We start from the raw sequence: 20,725 nt of genomic DNA on the forward strand, positions 1-20,725 counted from the left end.
GAGAGTTATATATGAAGCGTTTTAAATATTACGTACTAATCTCTATAGCCATGGTAATGGGGGCTTGTTCCGACTGGCTCTACCTGGAACCCGAAAACGGCATTACTGTGGATGAGTTCTGGCAATCGGAGCAGGATGTGCACGCTGGCGTTATGGGCTGCTATGCTTCCCTTTTAGGCGGAAGCGACCATCCCTTTGCCGAAGCTGTTTTTAACTGGGGAGAGTTGCGGGCCGATATGGTCGCTCCTTTTCGGTCGATAGATGGTGGTTATTTCCAGATCAATCAGAGTGAAATTACCCCGGATAATCAATATGTCCGCTGGAATGGTGCCTATTTTACCATTAACCTTTGTAATACGGTTTTGGAGAAAGCACCCCCTGTTTTGGATATTGATGGTGCTTTTACCAATGAAGAATTGCAACGATACCGGGGCGAGGTTTTAACCTTGCGGGCCCTGATGTATTTTTATCTGGTGCGGGTGTTTAATGAGGTGCCCCTGATATTGGAAGCCACCACTTCTGATGCACGGGTAGAGCGTCACAGTAAGGCCAGTCGGGAAGAAATTTACACACAGATTAAAAAAGATTTACTGGAGGCTGAACCATTGATACCTAAGGATCATGGAAGTGTGGATGAGAATAAGGGGCGTTTGACCTGGTATACTTTGAAGACCATTCAGGCCGATGTTCATTTATGGGAGGATGATTTTGGTCTGGCGATTGAGGCTTGTGATGCGGTGATCAACTCTGGTCAGTTCAGTCTGGTAAGAGGCGACGAATACTGGTTTACCGAACTGTTTGTTGAGGGGAATAGTCCCGAAGCCATTTTTGAACTGCAATTTTCGCAGGAAAAATTGAATCCGTATTATGACTGGTTTAGCAGTAACCAGGGCGCCCGCTATCGGGCCAATGTGGAAACCATCGAATATTTGTTTCCCTTTAACATAATGGCCCTTCCTGAGGATGCAGATATCAGAAGTGATGGCGCATCTTACCGTTCTACCGATTCATATAGCCTTTGGAAGTATCTGGGAGCGGATCGGTTTACCGCCAAACCCAGCAATGAGGCCACTTCCAACTGGATTGTATATCGATATGCCGATGTGTTGTTGATGAAAGCTGAGGCCTTGGCGAATACGGAAGGCGGCGGGGCAGATGCTCAGATTTTGATTAATCAGGTACGCGAAAGGGCCAACGCTCCGGATGATACGGAAGTGGAGGCAACGGATCAGTACAGTTTGACCACTTACATTGTGGATGAACGTGCGCGTGAGTTTGCTTTTGAGGGAAAGCGCTGGTTCGACCTTTTGCGCAATGCCAGAAGAGATAATTACCGGCGTCAGGATTTAATCACGGATATGGTTTTACGAACCACGCCGCCTCAAAAAGTGGAGTCCGCTCTAAGTAAATACCAGGATCCACGCTTTCACTATTTCCCAATCCATAGCGATGAGATAGAAGCCAGTTTTCCTTTGTTGGAACAAAACTCTTTTTACGTAACAGAGGAATAGGAACAGATAGAATTTCTTAAAAGTAAGAGCCATGAAGACAATGAAATATATACAGATGAAATGGATGGGCGCCTGGCTTTTAATAGCCATCGTCTTCATTCCTGTGTTGCAGTCCTGCGAAGAACCCGATTTGCAGGAGCGAACCAATTTTCAGGAATTGATCGGGGAGTATTTGGAGAACAACAAGGAGGATTATTCCATGTTGGTAGATTTGCTGTATCGCGCGGAGAGTATGTCCTTTTTGAAGGCCTATGGGGGTTACACCTTGTTGGCCCCCGATAATGATGCCTTGAGTGCTATTTGTCGGAAATAGGAGCCGCTTCTGTTGATGACGTGCCTGTAGCGGACTTGAAGGAATTGGTGCGTTATCACGTTATTAAGGATACCATCAGTACCCTTGAATTTGTGGATGGTCGCATGAATTCGACCAATATGTTTGGTCACTACATTACCACCGGCACCTTTTACGAGGACAATGAAGCGGTTATTAAATTTAATAAGTATGCCGAATTGACAGAGCAGGATATACGGATGGCCAACGGCATTGTACACAGGGTTTCCTCCGTGATTCGACCGGAAATGGAGAGTGCGGCAGAAGCTTTGGAAAATGACGGTAGTTACACCATTTTTGTGGAGGCCCTCAAGCAAACCGGTTGGTATGATACCCTGATGGTGACGGAAGGACCTCATACGGTTTTCGCGGTTCCGGATTTGGTGTATGCAGAAGAAGGTTTCAGCTCTTTTGAGGAGTTGTTGGAAGACATTGCTCCCGAAACGACCAATCTGACAGACACACTGAATGAGATGAACCGTTATGTGACCTACCATATCTTGGATCACAATATACGTTACATTACGGACTTGCTCAATGACAGAGTTGGATTAAGTCGTACCTTCAATGAAGTGCTAACCTTTCGTATGGAAGGCACCCGGGTTTTGGTCAATGATGACATCTTTGCCGGCATTCATGAGCCCGGGTTTGAGATTGATCGCCCTGTTTCGGATCGGACCGTTCTGAATGGCGTTATTCATGAAATGAAGGAGGATTTCAGAATTAAGGAGCGTTTTCCTTTTGCGGTTTATTGGGATGTCGCTGAACAGTTGGAAATCATGAAGATGCCTGGCGTTTTTCGTCGCCCTGGAACAGTGTCGCTTGCCAATGGTCAATTGGAGAATATTACCTGGTACGGTGAAAACAATGAAATATTTTATACGGCCGGTTTAAGTGGTGCGGAGGGCTGGCATGTTTATGACGACCGCATTAATGTGAATTTGCGTCCTGAGGTTATTCAGTGGGTGGAGTTTAAAACCCCCATTTTGGTGGCAGGTGAATATAAAATGTGGGTATGTACCCGTAACGTATATGGAGATAACAATCGGAAGGCCATCTACTATGCTTATTTCAATGATGAGATCATGCCCAACATCATTAATAATCGAAGAACCCTGAATAATACGACACCTGAAGAGCAGTTGGAAATGGAAGGCTTCAAACTCTATGGTTGGAACCCCAATGATTTAGGGGTTACCCGGGAAGTAGACGGTGAAATAAGAAATATTACACAATTGAATTACATGCACAATTCCGGTGCCAGCCGTATGACTGGACAGTTGGCCGGAGTTATAAAAGTTGAGACAACTGGTTCTCATCGGGTTAAATTTGTAGGGATTACCGGTACAAATGGCGCCTGGTTCGATATGATCCATTTTATCCCGGTAGAAGAAGATCAACTTTGGCCCAGGGTCAATACAAAGACCGGTGAGTTGGTTTCCAAAGAGGAAATCAATGCGGCCTACGAGGAATACATCAGTAATCAGGAATAATTAACAGGATTATGCAACGGTTGACTTGGATGCTGCCTTCCCGGGCAGTTGCGGGTCGCAGTTTCTAAAATCAAATATAAGCTCTATGAAGAATAAGTTTTTATTAACGATATGCAGTCTCACCCTGATTGCTGTAGTTTTCAGCAGTTGTAAGGACAGCTGGGAGGATCACACAGCGCTCAATAAGGATGTGAAGAATGTTACCGTGATGCAATTTCTGGATGAACAGGCACAGTTTTCTGAGTTTGTCTCCTTGGCCAGAGAGACCGGGTTGGATGCCGATTTGGCTTCCAGTCTGCTGTATACGGTTTTTGTCCCCGACAATGACGCCATGGGTGCGGTGCTCAGTGAGTTGGATACGGATGAGGCGAAACGCTTATTTGTGGAACACCATATTTATGAGGGAAGAATGTATCTGCCATCTTATGAGGGTTCAGGGCATTTGAAAATGCTCAATGAAAAGGTCCTCGAGTTGGATGCAGAGGCTGGAAGTTTGGATAATGTGGTGATGTCCGAAACGTATAGTGTGCTTAATAACGGGGTGGTTTATTCACTGGAAGAAGCTTTGGAGCCGCGTGCTTCGGTCTGGACGTATGTGAGTGAAATAGCACCCTCCGGAAAGTATGTGGACTATTTGAATTCACTGACCGGTTTGTATTTTGATCCGGAGCTTTCCGAGCAAATTGGTTACAATGCCGAAGGCTTGCCCACTTACGATTCAGTGTTTGTTTCGCGTAACCTTTTTAATATGGAGGTGGCCGACCTGAGGTCAGAAGATTCTACTTTCACCCTTTTCTTAATTGGAGATGCTGCTTTTGATGCGGAATTTCAAAAGTTCAAGCCCTATTTCAGAGCCTATACCGATAAAACTCAAGAACCTGACAGCCGGGATTCAGCACTTATCCAAATGGAGATAGCCCGTAACTATGTTTTTACGGAAGCTTATGCACCGAATGAATTACCTGCTGAATTAGTTACTCCTGACGGGGTGCGTGTAGATGTGGATCCTTCTCAGATAGTGAGTTCTTTCCAGGCCAGTAATGGTTATGTATATATTATGGAATCCAGTCCCGTTTCCCTGGAAGATAAAATTCCGGTGGTAAAAGTGGAAGCAGAAACGCTGAAGCGCTACTTTGGGATTGGTGTTGACGCAGGTTCAGCCCAGGGTTATCTGAGGAGCAACCCTAAGGCCTCCGGAGGGATGGATTTTGTGCTGGACAATCATGGCAATAGAAAGCTTGTGAATGGGCTGGTGATCAGTGGCGGAAAATTGCCTACTGTTCGTTATCAGGTATACTGGCGGGCGGTTAATAACTTCCGGACTTCCCCACGCTATCCCAATGATAATGTTTTGCGCCAGCGTTTGGGTACCGTCAAAGTGGCTGAAAGAGATATTGAGGGTGAGCCTGTAGAGTTTGGACCTCCGATTACCGGAAGTATCAGTACCAATTTCTACGATGTAGAACTTACTGCTTATTCTGATAATGAAACGGATGATGAAACTTATATCGGCGTATTCAACAATATGACTTTCGAGGAAGTGTTTTTTCAGCTTGTACCGGAAGGGGAGTCTACCATTAGAATGGCAGCAACGCTGGATTATATTAAACTGGTTCCCCAATTCAACTAATGTATAAATGGCAATGATTATGAGATTTTTAAAGCGTTTTTTTGTTTCGTTTGTTCTGTTAAGTACGCTGTTGTCCTTCAGCGCAGCTCAGGAACAGGCAGGCGATACAGCAGAAATAATTGTTACCGGTGTGGTTTACGATGCCGTTTCAGGCCAGCCTCTGGCTTTTGCCGATATCAGCTGTCCTACATTTTCATCGGCATTTTCGGATATCGATGGTGTGTTTTCCATTCCGGTTCGATCCCTCAATGATTTCATTATCATCAGTTCGTCGGGCTACCACACACAGGAAGTGGTGTTGGCCGGTCGTTCGGAGGTAGCCGTTTACATGCAGGAAGGGGTGCGACCCTCTTTTCAGCAGGAAGTGAACTTTGGGGACTTTGCGCAGAAAAAAGCCTACACCCCGCGGGCTGTTACTTCCGTCAACATGCCTTTTGTTGGTGATTTGGCCGGGAAGGATTCTCCTGAAAGTGTTTTAGGAAGTTCTGTGCCGGGTTTGAAGGTGAATCCCCGTTCAGGGATTCCCGGGGTTGGCGCCGACCTGTTTATCAGGGGACGATCTTCCCTGAATACCAGTAATGCGCCATTGATAATTGTGGACGGAATGATCTATGATATCAATGCCTATGGTAATTCCATGATTGAAGGATATACGGTTAATTCTTTTGCCGGTATTGAAGTGGATGACATCGAAAGTTTTACGGTATTAAAAGATGCGGCGGCTATATATGGCGCCAAGGCGGCCAATGGCGTTATACTAATCAATACCATTCGGGCCCGTCAACAGGCCACTACCATTGATTTTAAAATGTATGGTGGGGTAAATCTTATGCCGGAAACCTATCCGTTGCTGGATGGTCCTCAGTATAAAACCCATTTGCTGGATATGTTGTCGTCAGCTGGTCCGGACTATAGCGAACTCAGCCATCTTATACGTGCTTCCAATGTGGAGGGGCATCCCCAGTATTATGTCTACAACAATAATACCGACTGGCAGAAGGAGGTGTTTGACCAAAGCAATACTTCGGCCTATCGTTTGGGGATTAAGGGTGGTGATGATGTGGCATTGTATGCCTTGTCGGTTGGTTTCATGCAGAATGAGGGAGTGGTGAATGAATCTAAATACTCCAGGTTTAATTTGCGCTTTAACTCGGATATTAAATTCTCTGAGGTACTCACCCTCAATTCTAATATTGCCTTTGCTTATCACGATAAGCACATTGGAGGAACAGGCGCTCAGTCGGTGGACGATGTGGTGACTCAGGCCCGTATCAAAGCACCCTTTTTGTATCCCAATATCCGCAATGAAGAGGGGTATGTCAGTTCCGTTTTGGCGGATTATGATTCACTGGGTGTCAGTAACCCGGTAGCTATTCTGGACAATCAGCAGTTAAGGGATGTGAATTACCGGTTTTTCGGATCTTTCAATTTCAATTTTCAGCTGAATGATTATTTTCAGTTTAGTAATCTGGTAGGGCTGTCGTTCGACAAGGACAGGGAATCCATTTTCATCCCTTCTTATGGCGTTCGTCCTCAAGAAACCCCCCGTGGAGAAATAACCAACCAAATGAAGGCCCGTGTAGCGAGGCATATGGCTTTGAACAATGATTTTCGCATGCAATATACCAGACGCTTTGGCTATGAACATGGCTTAAATGTTTTGGGTGGTGTACGCATCAATTTGAACGATAACGAAGAGGACTGGGGCCAAGACTATACCTCAGCCAATGATATGATACGAACACTGGGTAATGGATTGGCCATCCTTCGTCAAAAAGGCGGCTATTTGGGTCAGTGGAATAGTTTAACCACTTATTTGAGCGGAGATTACGATTACCTGAAACGTTATTTTCTGCATGTCAGCATGTCCGTTGACGGCAGCAGTCGATTTGGGAAAGAAGCGGATGGTCTGGCCATGATGAATTCTGTTTTTGGTTTCTTTCCTTCAGTTTCAGCCGGGTGGTTGTTGACCTCAGAACCTTTTATGCAAAATGTGGCGGCCTTGGATCTCTTAAAATTAAGAGTGGGCTACGGCGTAACAGGTAATGATGATATAGGCAACTTTTCCGCTTTGAAATATTACACCAGCCAGAATCTTTGGAGTTATCAGGGTATTGTTCAGGGGAACTTGTATAACCCTTCTTTAAAGTGGGAAACCAATACCAAGATCAATGCCGGGTTAGACATGGCCCTCTTTAATGAGCGCCTGTCCTTGACCGCAGATGTTTATCAAAATACGACCACGGATATGCTGGACTATATTCCGGCTTCCAGATTGAGTGGTTTTGATGATGTGTTGGTCAATGATGGGGAGATTTTGACGCAAGGTGTTGATTTGGGCGTGAATGTTCAGGTTTTAAATCAACCCCTGAAATGGGATTTAGGGCTCAATATGTCGAGCTACACAACAGAAGTCAAAAGTATCAATGGCGACAGGAAAGTAACCGAGTTGTTTGGCGCCTATGTTTTGACCGAAGTGGGTAGTCCGCTCGGCGTGTTCTATGGTTATGAGACCAATGGTGTTTTTGCCACCCAGGCGGCTGCGGATGCAGCAGATTTGTATGCCCTTTTACCCAATACCTCACTAGCCCCTTTTGAGGCAGGAGATGTACACTTCGTTAACACCAACCCGGAAACGGATAATGTGATAGATGAACAGGATAGGGTGGTGATTGGCAATCCGAATCCAGATTTCTTTGGAAGTGTGACTTCCAGAATGCGGTGGAAAGGGATTTCTCTAGATGCATTGGTTTCCTTCTCGGTAGGTGGGGATGTATACAATTATCAGCGCCGTCAGTTGGAAAGCATGAACGCTTTGGGTAATCAGACTACTGCTACCTTAAACAGGTGGAGGTATGATGGACAGGTGACCGATGTTCCGCGTGCGGTATATGGTGACGAAAATGGCAACAGTCGTTTTTCCGATCGTTGGATAGAGGATGGATCCTTTGTCCGCTTAAAAAACGTGACACTGGGTTATTTGCTTCCATATAAACCGCTTGGTATTCAAAGTATTGAAGTCTTTGCGGCGGCCAATAATCTTTTGACGTTTACCGATTATAAGGGACTGGATCCTGAGTTTAGTGCCGGTGGGTATTCGCTGGTACAGGGAATGGACCTGGGGATGGTTCCCCAGACCAGGACCCTGATGCTGGGTGTGAAAATAGGATTGTAGTCACCTTACTTTTTTAGATTTAGAATAAAATATATTGGATATGAAGAATATAAAATCAATTGCAACGGGGGTGCTTCTTTCACTGTTGGCAGTTGCCGGTTTTTCTGCCTGCAGTGACATGCTGGAGGTGGATCCTGCAGATGTCCTGACCGAAGACGAGTTTTACCGGGACAAATTTGATGCGGATGCCGCCATCCGGGGTTTATACGGGAAATTGTTCGATTTGGGACCACAGTTCGTGGTGCTGAATGAATTGCGGGCCGACCTGATGGATGTAACCGTCAATGCCGATCACCATTTACGTGAGATCAGTAATCATGAAGAGGTGAGTGCCGATAATCCATGGGTAGATCCCAAGCCATTTTATTCCCTCATTAACAATTGCAACAACGTGATTGAGAATTTAGATCGCATGCTGGTCGAGTTGAAGTTAGACGAGGAGGCCTATAATGCACGGATTTCTGACGTTTACGTTTTACGCAGTTGGTTGTATTATCAATTGGTGTTGCACTATGGAGAGGTCCCCTATATCACTGAACCGGTAGAGACTTTTGAGGATTTGGAAGATATCAATGCCGGAAATGCACCCGTCTTGGGGGTTGAAGCCATGATGGCGCAGCTTATGTCGGATATTGGTCAAAATGTTCCCAGTATGGGGACTTATACCGATGAATCCATGTATCGGGTTATTGATGGTTTTCATACCCGAACTATGTTTATCGATCGCATGTTTTTTTATGCCGATCTTCTACTTTGGATGGGTGAATATCAGCAATCAGCACTGATTTATAAGATGATCATGGAGCGCCACCATGGTGGCTATGGCGGCTACAATGAGTTTGACCAATATAAATTACCCTTTTGGAATGCTGCCGCTTCCGATAATCCCGGTAGCAGTAAGTACAACAGTGGCTATCTTAGATATTTTGACAGTGACCTTAGTAGTGTGGTGAATTTCTGGCCTTTGATGTTTGAAGATTATGGAGATGCCAATTACTATGGCGAATGGATCTGGATTTTAAACTATCACCGTCATTATGAACCCAGTCCCTTTTATGATTTGTTTTCTCATTTGCATGGAGATTATAAGTTAAAGCCCTCCGAAAATATTATTAAGGATTGGAACAGTCAAACGCAAGCCAACGGGTTCTTAGGGGATTTTAGGGGGTATATGGAGGATGTTTTTGGCAATACCGGGTCCTACCAAATGGTGGGCAATGATCCTGTCATCACCAAGTTTACGGCTGAGTTTGATGAGTTGAATCCGCTGGAACGTCCGGGTCGCTTACCCTTGCTACGTGCCGCCGGACTGCACCTGCGTTATGCAGAGGCCGCCAACCGGGCGGGGCAGACCTACCTGGCATCCGCTTTCCTGAACAATGGTGTACGTGCCGCCTATCCCGGATCGGATATGTATGCAGGCAATGATTATACCTATCGCAATATCTCTTATGAGACGGATGTTTACGGCAATATTGTTTATGAATACATCCTGGAGGACGATGTCGTGGTAGATAGTACCATGAATTTATTGCCTTCTCCCTTTGATTTTGATGCCCGTCAGACTTCTGATGGTGACATTCCATCTATATACAGAGGTGAATGGCACAGAGGAATAGGGGTTCGCGGGCGCGTTCGCATGGCCCCCATTCAATTACCAACGGATGAAGATCCGATGCTGTTCTTAGAAGAGCAAATTATTGAAGAAAGTGGCCGGGAACTGGCCTTTGAGGGACAGCGCTGGGCGGATTTGGTGCGTATTGCCATTCGTCGGGGCGATAATGCCTTCCTGGCCGACCGCATCGCTGAAAAGTTCATAGAAGCTGGTGAGCCCGGAAATGCGGAAGAAGTGCGGTCACGTTTGATGAATCGTGACAACTGGTTTCTGCCCCTTCAGCGATAGGAGGCTAAGAAAAGTGAACTAAGAGTGGTGTGAGTTTGTTAACTTGTATTAATAAGATTGAAAAAATAAGCGTAGGGATCTGACCGAAAGGTGTATTTTTTCAGTGTTTTCTTGAACCGGATAAGCACTGAAGTGTAAACAACCAAATTAAAAAGGTAAAAGCAATTTGTAGAACCTTAAAATCTATTGTATGAAAAAGTTTTATTCAAAATCAAAGAAGTTACTGTTGTTAGCAGCAGTAGGCCTAATCGGAGGAAGTTTTCTTCAGGCACAGGACCCGGTTACATTGAATTGGCGAGGAAGTGTCAGTACGGATGCCACCAACCCTGTTAACTGGGATCCCCAGGGTGGTATGGATGGAAATAATTTGTCGGTTCCTCATGTGGGAGATTATGCAACGCCTGAAGCTCCCAACCATCCGGTTGTTAGTCGGGATACGGAGCTACTTTTCCCAAAACTTGATGTGGCTGCGCCTTATTATTTTGAAGAGCCCATTGTAGATGGAGATGGAAATCCTGTTTTGGATGGAGATGGAAATCCTACCTTTAATGTGATTGAACATCCCGGAGGTGAAATCACCTTTGCCATGGATGAGGGGATTCAGGCCCGTGTCAATGGTTCATCCACCTATTTGGGTGGACAGGTGAGTGTTACATCCGGTATCTTTTCAACCAATAAAAACTTCTATTTGGAGAACCCTAATAGTGTTTTAATTGTAGAAGGTACTGCAGAAGCTCGTTTTGATACTTACTTTCTGTTCAGTAAAGAGAACAATGAAACCGGTGGTAAAATATTTGTAAGGGATGATGCTTTGTTGCATTTTTCTACGACCAATGGTATTGCCCGTTGGTCGCCCAATGTGGAAAGAAGTATTTTGACCATTCAGGACAATGCATCCATAAAAATTAAAGGTGACCATCGCGGAAGTTTGGTGACGGCCCTTGACAGAGCTCAATTAAGGGGTGGTGCGGGTTTTTACCCAACCATTTTTTACGACATGAGTGAGGATTTTACTTATGTTCATCCCAAAGTTGAGGGAGAACCTTATCTTTATGTGTCCGATCGCCTGGCTCCCCGCGTTGAGCGCGCTGTGGAAGGATTACCAGGGGCGGAAATGGCTATTGAAATGCACACAGCTCTTGAAGGTGCCCAGCAGTTCGTATGGAAGTATGGCACTCAAGCCGGAGGTCCTTATGACAATACACTGGCGACGGTGACCGATGCTAATGTGCTTTCACCTGTTTTTGATACGCCTGGCAGCTATTTTATGGTTTGCGAGGTAACACTGGCAGGCGGAGAGGTAGTAACCTCCAATGAAATTGAGTACATCGTGGCCCCCAGCATTATTCTTTTAGATCATTTGCAAATGCAATATGTCCGTGGTGATCGCGTTGGAGCTGCTGTTACAGCCATCATTAAAGACGGTATGACTGCTCAACCCGGCGAATGGAAGTTTGCGACTGTGTCCGGAGGACCTTATGAGTCATTCTCAACACCAGAAACAGCTATGTCTTATGCGCCTCACTTTGAAACACCCGGTACCTATTACGTGGTATACGAGGCTGTTGTTGACGGAGAAACTGCTATGAGTCCTGAATTGGTTGTTAGTGCTCAGGCAGAAGGCGACCCAGCCCTGGCTCTGGTATGGACCGGTGCTGACAGTGATGATTTTAGCCATGCTTATAATTGGGATCCAGCTGCTCATCCCCACAACAATAATGTCATTGTTCCCGTGGATGCTCCTAACTGGCCGGTGATGTATCCGGGTGCCGGTGAAGTGACCATTAAAAATGGTTCTCAATTGCATTACAAAGCTGCCGTTACTGAAATTATTGATGAAGTGGAAACAGTGGTAGAAGAAGCTGTTCAGGCTGAATTGATTGTCCGTGCAGGTGAGGGCGACATCCTTTATATTGACGGTCGTATGGGTGGATTCAGCCCTGGTAAACTCATTATTGAGTCTGGTACCATGAGTAAGATTGGTTCCAATGGTTGGTTGGAAATGCAACAAAACCAGGGGCGTCTCATCGTAAAAGGAACAGGTGTGGCTCTTTTTGATATTGTCGATTCATGGGGCGGCGGATTGCTGATGTTGGCCAACAACAGTAGTGTAAGTTCAGGAGGAGAAGTGCATGTTTCTGAAAATGGTAAAGTGTTGTTCCGAGGTGGTTTTGCCCGTATTTCCAGCAATAAGGACGCTGAATTTTCTCGAGTGAAGCTTTCCGGTAATGGACAGTTTATCTTTATGGATGATTTTTATGATAACGTGAATACCTATGTGGCCAATAACCGTTTCATTACAGATGATGGATTTGCTGTTGATTATTTTTATAGTCCCTCAGAGAATACCACGCCTGTATATGTACGCGATTTAAATGCCATGAGCATTGATCAGGAAGCTGCGCTTTACCTGCCGGTTGGTACCAATAGTGACGCCTTAGGCTTAATTAATGTAGGTGGGTTATCCGACTTTGAGTGGAAGTACAATCAGGATCCTTTGAGTGACTGGTTGTCATTTGGAACACCTGTTACCGGGGAAACCGGCATTGTTAGCTTTTCAGAGCCTGGTACTTTTTATGTGGCTGCTGTGGCCGGTGACGGAACCCGCTCTGCTAACTTTGTGAAGGTGATCGTTTTTGAATTTGAGGTTGGTGTTACAGAAGAAGCAGGTGTTTATACCCTTTCTGTGGTGCTTCCTGAAGGAGCAGAAGCCAATGGTTGGAGGGTGAATGGACCAGCAGACGAGGCTTACAAAACTTATGACTATGGTATTGGAAGTCTCACCTATACCATTGAAGACTGGCATTTTGAGGGCGATGGTGAGTATTTGATATCATTCGCAGGCATTATGAAGGATGACAATGATCAGGATGTTAACATTCTTGCTGTTCCTGCTAAGGTAACCATTACAGATGGAACGGTTGCCTCTGTAGAGGGTGGCGTTGTAACTTCGGTGGATGATGTTAAGGTTCTGCCCGTTGGCGCCTTCCCGAACCCAAGTAAGGGAAGCTTTACTTTGAATGTGGATGCCGATCAGTATGTGGTAGAAGTAATAGACTTTACCGGTGCTGTGGTGGACCGCATGCAACTGACAGGCAGTAGCAACACTGTAACGATTAACAATAAGGGGATTTATATCCTGAGAGTTATTTCGGCTGATGGTGTTGGTGTTGAACGTGTAGTTGTTAAATAAATTTATAATGGCAACCCGGCTTTAGAGCCGGGTTGCTCTTTCTTAACCATCTCCCTCCATTTTGTCTTGGGTAGATGGTTTTTTTTAATACACACGCAAATGAAATTTTTTACCGTAGTATCAAGGCTTGTTATAGCCTTTTTAATGGTTTTAAGCCTTAACGGTCTGCATGCCCAAAGGCATATGGAAACGCTGGACCGTGGATTGATTGCTGTGGAATCCGGCGATGGTGTCTTTCTGTCGTGGCGCTTGCAGGGATATGAATGGTATGGATATACTTATAATGTGTATCGCGACGGGGTTAAGATTAATACTGAACCTTGGTAGTTAGTAATTTTATGGATGCCTCGGGGGGTAGTGCCTCGGTGTATCAAATTGAACCTTTATTGAATGGGGTGGCCGGTAACAAGTCGGCCGTTGCTCAGGTATGGTCACAACAGTATCTGGAGTTTCCTTTGAAAACCAGAAATACTTCGATTTATGAGATTAATGACATTACGACGGCCGATCTGGATGGAGATGGCAGTTATGAATTGATTGTAAAGCGTATTGCCAAAGGTTGGAATGAGGACAATACCAATTATTCTTATTTTGAAGCTTATAAGCTCGACGGAACTTTCTTGTGGGAGATCAACGTTGGGCCCAATATATTACCCGATGTAGAAATTAATATTGCTGCTTTTGACTTCGACGAAGATGGCAAGGCCGAGGTTTTTATGCGAAGCTCGGAGGGCACCATTTTTGGAGATGGAACACAGATTGGGGATACCAACGGAGATGGAAAAACTAACTATCGTTATTCTGTGGGAACCACCGCCAATATGCAATACATGAATGAGGGGCCTGAGTTTCTGTCGTTGATCGACGGAGAAACCGGAGCGGAGCTCGATCGGGTGAATTTTATTCCCCGGGGACAGTCGTCCGATTGGGGTGACAACTATGGGCACCGGGCCAGTAAATTCTTTTTTGGCGCACCCTATCTGGATGGGATAAAGCCCAGTCTGTTTATTGGTAGGGGGATTTACACCAAAACAGAAATGCGTACCTACGATGTGGTGAACAAGCAACTGGTGCCCCGCTGGTCCTTCAGTTCCGGTAACAGTGGTCCGTATTACGGGCAAGGCAACCACAACTATACCATCGCCGATGTAGATGGGGATGGTCGTGATGAGATTGTGTGGGGTTCGATGGCTGTCGATGATGATGGTACAGGTTTGTATTCTACTGGTCTCGGACATGGTGATGCCATGCATGTGGGCGATTTGGATCCTTTTAGAAAAGGGGCAGAAGCCTGGCGCTGTTTGGAGAATTCGCCCCATTGGGGGACGGTATTCCATGATGCTGGAACCGGGGAGATTTTAATTCATAACCGGACTGGTTTCGATACCGGAAGGGCCATAGCGGCCAATATCTCCGACAATATTACCGGTAAGGCTATGTGGGGTGGTGGTACGATGTACGGGGCTACCTCGCGTAATGTGATTCCAGGCAGCGGAGGTTCTGAAAATTTTCGTATTTACTGGGATGGTGACTTATTGGAAGAATTGTTGAATCATACGGGTTTTACTACCACAAAAGGTTATGGAACCGGGGCTATTTATAAATATGGTCAAACTCAACCCATATTGTTGGCTTCAGGTGCTATTTCCAATAATTATACCAAAGGAACGCCTTCATTGCAGGCCGATTTGTTTGGCGATTGGCGCGAGGAAGTGGTCTGGAGAACAGAGGACAATACTGCCGTACGGATTTATACCACTGTGGACCCGACTGAACACCGGGTTTATTCTTTAATGCACGATCATCAATACCGTCAGGCCATAGCCTGGCAGATGTGTGGTTACAACCAGCCTCCTCATGTGAGCTTCTTTTTGGGAGAGCGGGAAGGAAAAACAGTTCCTCCGCCGCCTTCTACCAGTAACCGGCGATTGGTCTATCGGGGTGGTGACTGGAGTAACGGTGCTACGATTTGGAGCAAGGAAGGGATCAATGTGGCTTTTGCCGATGGTGAATCTATTTTGTTAGATGCATCAGCCGGAGTAAATCTTTCGTTTTCATTGAATCACGAGGTGGCTCCAGCAGTGATGACGGTTAATTCGCCGAATAACATGGTGCTAAATGCGATTGATGGGAAATTGGGCGGTAGCATGCAATTGATCAAGTCCGGCTCCGGTTCTTTTGCTTTGAATGGCATCCATGATTTTAGCGGCGACACCGAGGTGTGGGGCGGATTACTGGAATTGGAAGGTGAATTAATCAACAGCAAAGTGCTGGTAGAATTTTTTGGTCAATTGGGGCTTGATGGGAAACTCGGCCATGGGCTGCAATTGCGCTACGGTGCCGAATTGTTTGTCGGTGGTGTGTCTACTTCCGGAACCTCTGAAATTACAGGTGATTTGATTTTGGAAGAAGGGGCCAGACTGAAATTTGATGTGACTGCTGAGACCAACGATGTGTTAGTGGTTAATGGAGATATCCAGTTGGCTGATGGCGCCGTAATTGAGATGTCTCTTGGTGAAGGCATGCCTCTAGCAGGGACTTATGTGTTGGCGCAGTTGAATGAAGGTGTTACCTTTTTACCTGAACATTATGAAGTAGCCGGTCTTACTGGAGTTCCTTATGAGTTGAAGCAAGAGGAAACCCAGCTTCAACTGGTCATTCGGGAAGTCAGATCGGCACAGACGGTTTATTGGAATGGCGTGGCAGGTGGAGATTGGAATCTCGCAGATGCTGAAAACTTCAGGACTTTGGAAAATGCCCCCACTTACTTTGTGGGAGAGGATGCTGTAGTGTTTGATGACACGGCACCGGCTACGGAAGTTAACTTGACACAAAGTGTGACACCTGCTTCCATCCTGGTGAATACTGCGGGCACTTATCGTTTTACCGGGCCAGGCGCCATTGAGGGGACGACCGGTTTGGTGAAGACCGGAACAGGCAGGCTTAAAATTGAAAATACCAATGCTTTTACGGGTGCTGTAGATATACAGGAAGGGACGATAGAGGTTGCTTCGATGCCCAATAATATAGGTGACGGTGCCTTAGGAAAAGCCAGTAATAACGCCGGGTTGTTGCTCCTGAATGGTGGTACTCTGGACATCACTCAAGGAGGGACGGCCGACCGGGCCATGACCATCGGAGCCGCTGGAGGAACACTTCAGAATTCCGGTGAATTGTTTTGGAATGAAGCTGTTGTAGGCGGTAATCTCACCAAAATAGGCCCGGGGAAATTGATTCTGGCGGGTCATAATACGCACAATGAATTGATTATTAAAGAGGGGACGGTCCGATTGCTCAACGAAGAGACCAATCCGGGTAAAAAAGTGGTGTTTGAAGGTGGCGTTTTAGAGAGCTACGATAATTCATACAGCTATAGTACCTGGACCTGGAACATGGAAGTTCCGGATGGGAAAATTGGGCACGTTTATATGGATGGTCGTGGTGATTATACAGGAGCACTTACCGGTAGCGGTGCTTTGAGTGTTTATATTCCTTTTGTACGTACCGATTTCAGAGGTAATTGGTCGGCTTTTTCCGGCACCCTTCGTTTTGTTAAGTCCGGTAGTGGCGGGGATTTCCGTGTGGACAATAATTTTGGCTATCCCAATGCCTTGGTTGATCTTGGTGAAGGGGTGAATGCTTACCATGTATCATCCGGTACCGTGAAATTAGGAGCCTTAAGGGCGCCGGCTCGTTAACGGGGAACCATCGTTGGGAAATTGGTGCACGCAACACAACTACCACTTTTGATGGAGTTATTACTGCCGGAAACGTTTATAAAACGGGCACCGGAACCCTGTCTTTAACAGCCGCCAACCCCTATACAGGAGGTACGATCATTGCGCAGGGGCGTTTATCGATTCTGAATACCAGCGGTAGTGGCACTGGTACCGGAACGGTTTCTGTCGAAAGCAGTGGCAGTTTAAACGGTACAGGAACCATTTCGGGATCCGTTCGTATAAAAGAAGGTGGACGCTTGTTTGCCGGCTATACCGTTATGGGCAGCTCTTTAAAAGTTCAGCAGAATGTGTTGATGGATGTAGGTTCTGATTTGTTTGTCCGGTTAGACCGGACAACAGGTGTGAGTGATCGCCTGGTGGTAAACGGAAGCTTTTCCGCAGCAGGGACTTTGATTTTGGCAGGTTCCGGTGGGAGCTATGCCGCTGGGCAGCAATACCATATTCTTGATGCTGGCAGTATTTCAGGTAAGTTTGACAATATTTTGCCTGAAACACCAGCTGATGGTTTATATTGGGATACTTCTGAATTGTACACCGATGGGGTTGTGAAAGTCAGTGATCAGGCCACCTCATTGAGAGAGTGGAATGCCGGTGGATTGGTGACAATTTATCCAAACCCGGTGATGGGCGTGTTGAATGTGGACTGGTCGGCTTATCCGACTGAAGGAGAGGCCATACAGCTCACACTCTACAATCTGGTTGGTGAGCAAGTGCTTACTTGCTCACTGCAGGAAAGTCCTTCCGCGGTAGATGTTTCGGCGCTTCCTGCAGGACTCTATTTGTTGCAGTTAATGGGATTTGACGGGGTTTTTACCCAAAAGGTGATGATCCGTTGAGATTTAATAAATTGATTGATTTTGTAATATTTAAGGAAATAAGTTATGATGCGAAGTTGGATTAAAGTGCTTGCAAGTCTGGTGGTTCTGCTTGGGCTTTGGGCCCCGCAGGCCTTGGGGCAGAAACAAGTGGAGAAGTTGGGTCGTGGAGCGATTGCCATACGTGAGGGGAGTGGATATTGGATCAACTGGCGGTTACTGGGTGATGAGCCTTACGCGACAGCCTTTAACATTTATCGCGATGGCACAAAGCTCAACGAGGAAGTCATTGCCGATGTGACGGCTTATATGGATGCTGATGCCCCGTTGGGTAGTCAGTACATCGTAAAAGCTGTGATAGATGGTGTGGAACAAGCGGAGGTTTATCCGGCCCGTGTAATCGACAATCGGGAAGGTACCGGAGGGTGGTTTGATATTCCCTTAAAGCGGCCTGCACAAGGTCCTGAAGGTGGGTATTACCATTCTAATGATGCCAGTGTGGGAGATTTATTGGGCAATGGAGAATATGAGATAGTGCTGAAATGGGATCCAGATAATGCCAAGGATAATTCGCAAGGTGGAATTACCGACAATGTGTTTCTGGATGGATATACCATGGATGGAAAACATTTGTGGCGGATTGATTTGGGTCCGAATATACGGGCAGGCGCCCACTATACCCAGTTTTTGGTCTACGATTTTGACGGAAACGGCAAAGCCGAGATCATGGTGAAAACGGCGCCCGGCACTAAAGACGGTACAGGTAACTTTCTAAGTAAAGGTCCTGCTGCATCTGCCAATCACAATCAAATCTACCGGAATGATTGGGGCTACATATTATCAGGACCTGAGTATATCACTGTTTTTGATGGAGCCACTGGTGAAGAACTGGCTACGGCTGATTATTGGCCTCTAAGGGGGGCAGTCAGCTCCTGGGGCGACAATTATGGCAACCGGGTGGACCGTTTTAATGCGGCGGTGGCTTATGTGGATGGAGAGCGACCAACAGGCGTTTTTCAAAGAGGGTATTATACCCGCATGACTTTTGCTGCCTGGGACTGGCGGGATGGGGAACTAACCCGCAAGTGGACCTTCGATTCAAATACCAATGGAAATGGCGCTTATTACAGTCAGGGAAATCATTCTCTGCATGTGATTGACGCCAATGGTGATGGGCTTCATGACTTGGTGACAGGTGCTGCGGTCATTTCAGGTGATGGTACGGGCATGCATACCACCGGATTTGGACATGCCGATGCCACCCACATCACCTACATGAAAAAAGGGGACACAAGACCGATGATTTGGATGCCTCACGAAAGCGGAAGCAATGGGGTTTTATTGCGCTATGCCGATAACGGCGAAGTTGTTTTTCATTATCCGGCACCGGGAGACATTGGTCGCGCAGCTGCTGCTGAACTGGATCCCCAGCGTCCCGGTTTTCATTTTTGGGCTTCGGGACATGGTCTCTTTGATATCAAAGGAGTGCGCGTAGGGAACAATCCTTCTTCCACCAACTTCTTAATCTGGTGGGATGGGAACCTGAGTCGGGAGTTGTTGAACAGCAACCGTATTGACCGATGGAATATTGGTAGTAGCAGTGGAACCAATTTGCTTACCGGTAACGGGACTTACTCCAACAATGGCAGCAAGTCAACGCCTACCTTATCTGCCGATTTGTTCGGTGACTGGCGGGAGGAAGTTATTTTTCGCCGAAGTGACAGTGAAGCTTTACGTGTTTATACGACAGCCATCCAAACCGATCACAAATTGTACACGCTGATGCACGATCCGGTTTACCGGGCAGCCATATCCTGGCAAAATAGTTCTTACAATCAACCACCACACCCGGGGTTTTATCTGGCCACTGATATGGATTTCCCGATGGCGGCTCCGCATGTGGATGTGTTGGAAAGTATTGCTCGTGGCTCGGGACAAACTGTGTCAGATCTGATGCTCTTTGATTTTAACGGGGGGCCACTATGGGAGGTGATGCCTTCTTTGAATGGGGAAACATCGATTTTTGGTGATCTGAATTTTTATTTTTCAGAGGGTCCGGAGTACCTGAATCAAAAGGAATGGATTCGAACCAGTATGGAATCACGTAAATTGCCCGCAGATCTAACTCTGGCCACTTTTGTAGCCCAGAAAGATGCCGATGTCTACGTGCTGCACCAAAAGGCGATTAGTGAATTGCCTTCGTGGTTAAATGATTGGGAATTGGTGGATGAACCCGTTAGTGTTGCCAGCGCAGCAGGTTCCAAGGTCCCCATGAATTTATTTCGTAAACAAGTTCTTGCGGGTGAAAATGTAGTGCTTGGAGGAAACACCATCACTGGTGCTTCTGGCAACCTGATGTATTTCGTGGTAGCCGATGCTGGCGTGATCAATAGCATTAATACACAAGGTAGCATAGCAGGCTATGAGCTGATAGTCTCACCCAATCCCTTGAATGGAAATGCTTTGGTTCATATCCGATTGGCTGTTGATCAGCAAGTCACTTTATCCTTGTATGATTTGAATGGTCGACTGATGAAGGTCATTGATCAGGGGTGGAGAAGCTCGGGTGCTCATTCTGTGAATCTGAATGCAACTTCATTTGCTCCTGGTGTTTATATTCTTCAAATGGTCACTGAAGCTGGAGTAAAGCAACAAAAGGTGCTCATTCAATAGTACGGAGCCTCTTTGAAATAGAAATAGGTTATTAAGCCCCGGTTTTCCGGGGCTTTTTTATAACTATAAATATCAATCGTCTAATGAAAAACTTACTATGGCTTGGGGTTTGGGAACATGTATTTCCAGGGTGCCAGTGATACTGCCCATTTGAATGCTGCCGGACACGATTTGTTCATGAACAAAGCTGAGGCCTTTTTGCTGGGATTGTAGCCAATAACGCAAAAATGATAGGTTTTTGCAACATAATGATGGGTGGAT

Annotated in this window: 11 protein-coding genes and 1 pseudogene; all 12 read left to right on the plus strand. The window is 46.1% G+C overall.

Annotation, left to right across the window (positions count from 1 at the left end; all coding sequences use genetic code 11):
• The first annotated feature begins 11 nt into the window (after positions 1-11).
• The 12 genes and pseudogenes from JCM15548_RS06840 (at position 12) to JCM15548_RS06890 (ending at position 20,464) form a co-directional block, all read left to right on the plus strand.
• The gene (locus tag JCM15548_RS06840; protein ID WP_083985011.1) at positions 12-1,511 is read left to right on the plus strand and encodes a RagB/SusD family nutrient uptake outer membrane protein; all 1,500 of its coding nucleotides are present in this window, start codon (positions 12-14) and stop codon (positions 1,509-1,511) included.
• Positions 1,512-1,542: 31 nt separating this feature from the next.
• On the plus strand, positions 1,543-1,824 hold the full coding sequence (locus JCM15548_RS06845) for a fasciclin domain-containing protein (protein WP_157482492.1): 282 nt from the start codon (positions 1,543-1,545) through the stop codon (positions 1,822-1,824).
• Positions 1,812-3,335: a fasciclin domain-containing protein gene (locus JCM15548_RS06850; RefSeq protein ID WP_062123763.1), complete on the plus strand. Its 1,524-nt coding sequence runs from the start codon at positions 1,812-1,814 to the stop codon at positions 3,333-3,335. The genes JCM15548_RS06845 and JCM15548_RS06850 overlap by 13 nt, the downstream gene beginning before the upstream one ends.
• A gap of 85 nt (positions 3,336-3,420) precedes the next feature.
• A complete protein-coding gene (locus tag JCM15548_RS06855) occupies positions 3,421-4,965 on the plus strand; it encodes a fasciclin domain-containing protein (RefSeq protein WP_062123767.1) in 1,545 nt (514 codons plus the stop codon).
• Positions 4,966-4,984: 19 nt separating this feature from the next.
• Positions 4,985-8,140 (plus strand): SusC/RagA family TonB-linked outer membrane protein, encoded by a 3,156-nt coding sequence (locus JCM15548_RS06860; protein WP_162198187.1) that lies wholly within the window; start codon positions 4,985-4,987, stop codon positions 8,138-8,140.
• Positions 8,141-8,180: 40 nt separating this feature from the next.
• Positions 8,181-10,043, plus strand: coding sequence for a RagB/SusD family nutrient uptake outer membrane protein (locus JCM15548_RS06865; protein WP_062123769.1), 1,863 nt, complete (start codon positions 8,181-8,183; stop codon positions 10,041-10,043).
• A 190-nt stretch (positions 10,044-10,233) separates the two neighbouring features.
• Positions 10,234-13,236, plus strand: a complete 3,003-nt coding sequence (locus JCM15548_RS06870) for a T9SS type A sorting domain-containing protein (protein ID WP_062123770.1) — start codon at positions 10,234-10,236, stop codon at positions 13,234-13,236.
• 99 nt (positions 13,237-13,335) lie between these two features.
• Positions 13,336-13,563, plus strand: a complete 228-nt coding sequence (locus JCM15548_RS06875) for a rhamnogalacturonan endolyase family protein (RefSeq protein WP_062123772.1) — start codon at positions 13,336-13,338, stop codon at positions 13,561-13,563.
• Positions 13,557-16,934: a rhamnogalacturonan lyase family protein gene (locus JCM15548_RS06880; protein ID WP_157482494.1), complete on the plus strand. Its 3,378-nt coding sequence runs from the start codon at positions 13,557-13,559 to the stop codon at positions 16,932-16,934. The genes JCM15548_RS06875 and JCM15548_RS06880 overlap by 7 nt, the downstream gene beginning before the upstream one ends.
• 59 nt (positions 16,935-16,993) lie before the next feature.
• Positions 16,994-17,086: pseudogene (locus JCM15548_RS26205) on the plus strand (autotransporter-associated beta strand repeat-containing protein); the annotation flags it as partial.
• A gap of 126 nt (positions 17,087-17,212) precedes the next feature.
• The gene (locus JCM15548_RS06885; RefSeq protein ID WP_062123776.1) at positions 17,213-17,812 is read left to right on the plus strand and encodes a T9SS type A sorting domain-containing protein; all 600 of its coding nucleotides are present in this window, start codon (positions 17,213-17,215) and stop codon (positions 17,810-17,812) included.
• A gap of 45 nt (positions 17,813-17,857) precedes the next feature.
• A complete protein-coding gene (locus JCM15548_RS06890; RefSeq protein WP_162198188.1) occupies positions 17,858-20,464 on the plus strand; it encodes a rhamnogalacturonan lyase family protein in 2,607 nt (868 codons plus the stop codon).
• Positions 20,465-20,725: the final 261 nt, after the last annotated feature.

The sequence above is a fragment of the Geofilum rubicundum JCM 15548 genome (assembly GCF_000974365.1).
Taxonomy (GTDB): Bacteria; Bacteroidota; Bacteroidia; order Bacteroidales; family Marinilabiliaceae; genus Geofilum; species Geofilum rubicundum.

What these genes read in the sequence shown, in the direction of transcription:
- JCM15548_RS06865 (WP_062123769.1), top strand. Translation starts at nt 8,181, where the DNA reads ATGAAGAATATAAAATCAATTGCAACGGGGGTGCTTCTTTCACTGTTG.
- JCM15548_RS06870 (WP_062123770.1), top strand. Translation starts at nt 10,234, where the DNA reads ATGAAAAAGTTTTATTCAAAATCAAAGAAGTTACTGTTGTTAGCAGCA.
- JCM15548_RS06845 (WP_157482492.1), top strand. Translation starts at nt 1,543, where the DNA reads ATGAAGACAATGAAATATATACAGATGAAATGGATGGGCGCCTGGCTT.
- JCM15548_RS06840 (WP_083985011.1), top strand. Translation starts at nt 12, where the DNA reads ATGAAGCGTTTTAAATATTACGTACTAATCTCTATAGCCATGGTAATG.
- JCM15548_RS06890 (WP_162198188.1), top strand. Translation starts at nt 17,858, where the DNA reads ATGATGCGAAGTTGGATTAAAGTGCTTGCAAGTCTGGTGGTTCTGCTT.
- JCM15548_RS06855 (WP_062123767.1), top strand. Translation starts at nt 3,421, where the DNA reads ATGAAGAATAAGTTTTTATTAACGATATGCAGTCTCACCCTGATTGCT.
- JCM15548_RS06860 (WP_162198187.1), top strand. Translation starts at nt 4,985, where the DNA reads ATGAGATTTTTAAAGCGTTTTTTTGTTTCGTTTGTTCTGTTAAGTACG.
- JCM15548_RS06875 (WP_062123772.1), top strand. Translation starts at nt 13,336, where the DNA reads ATGAAATTTTTTACCGTAGTATCAAGGCTTGTTATAGCCTTTTTAATG.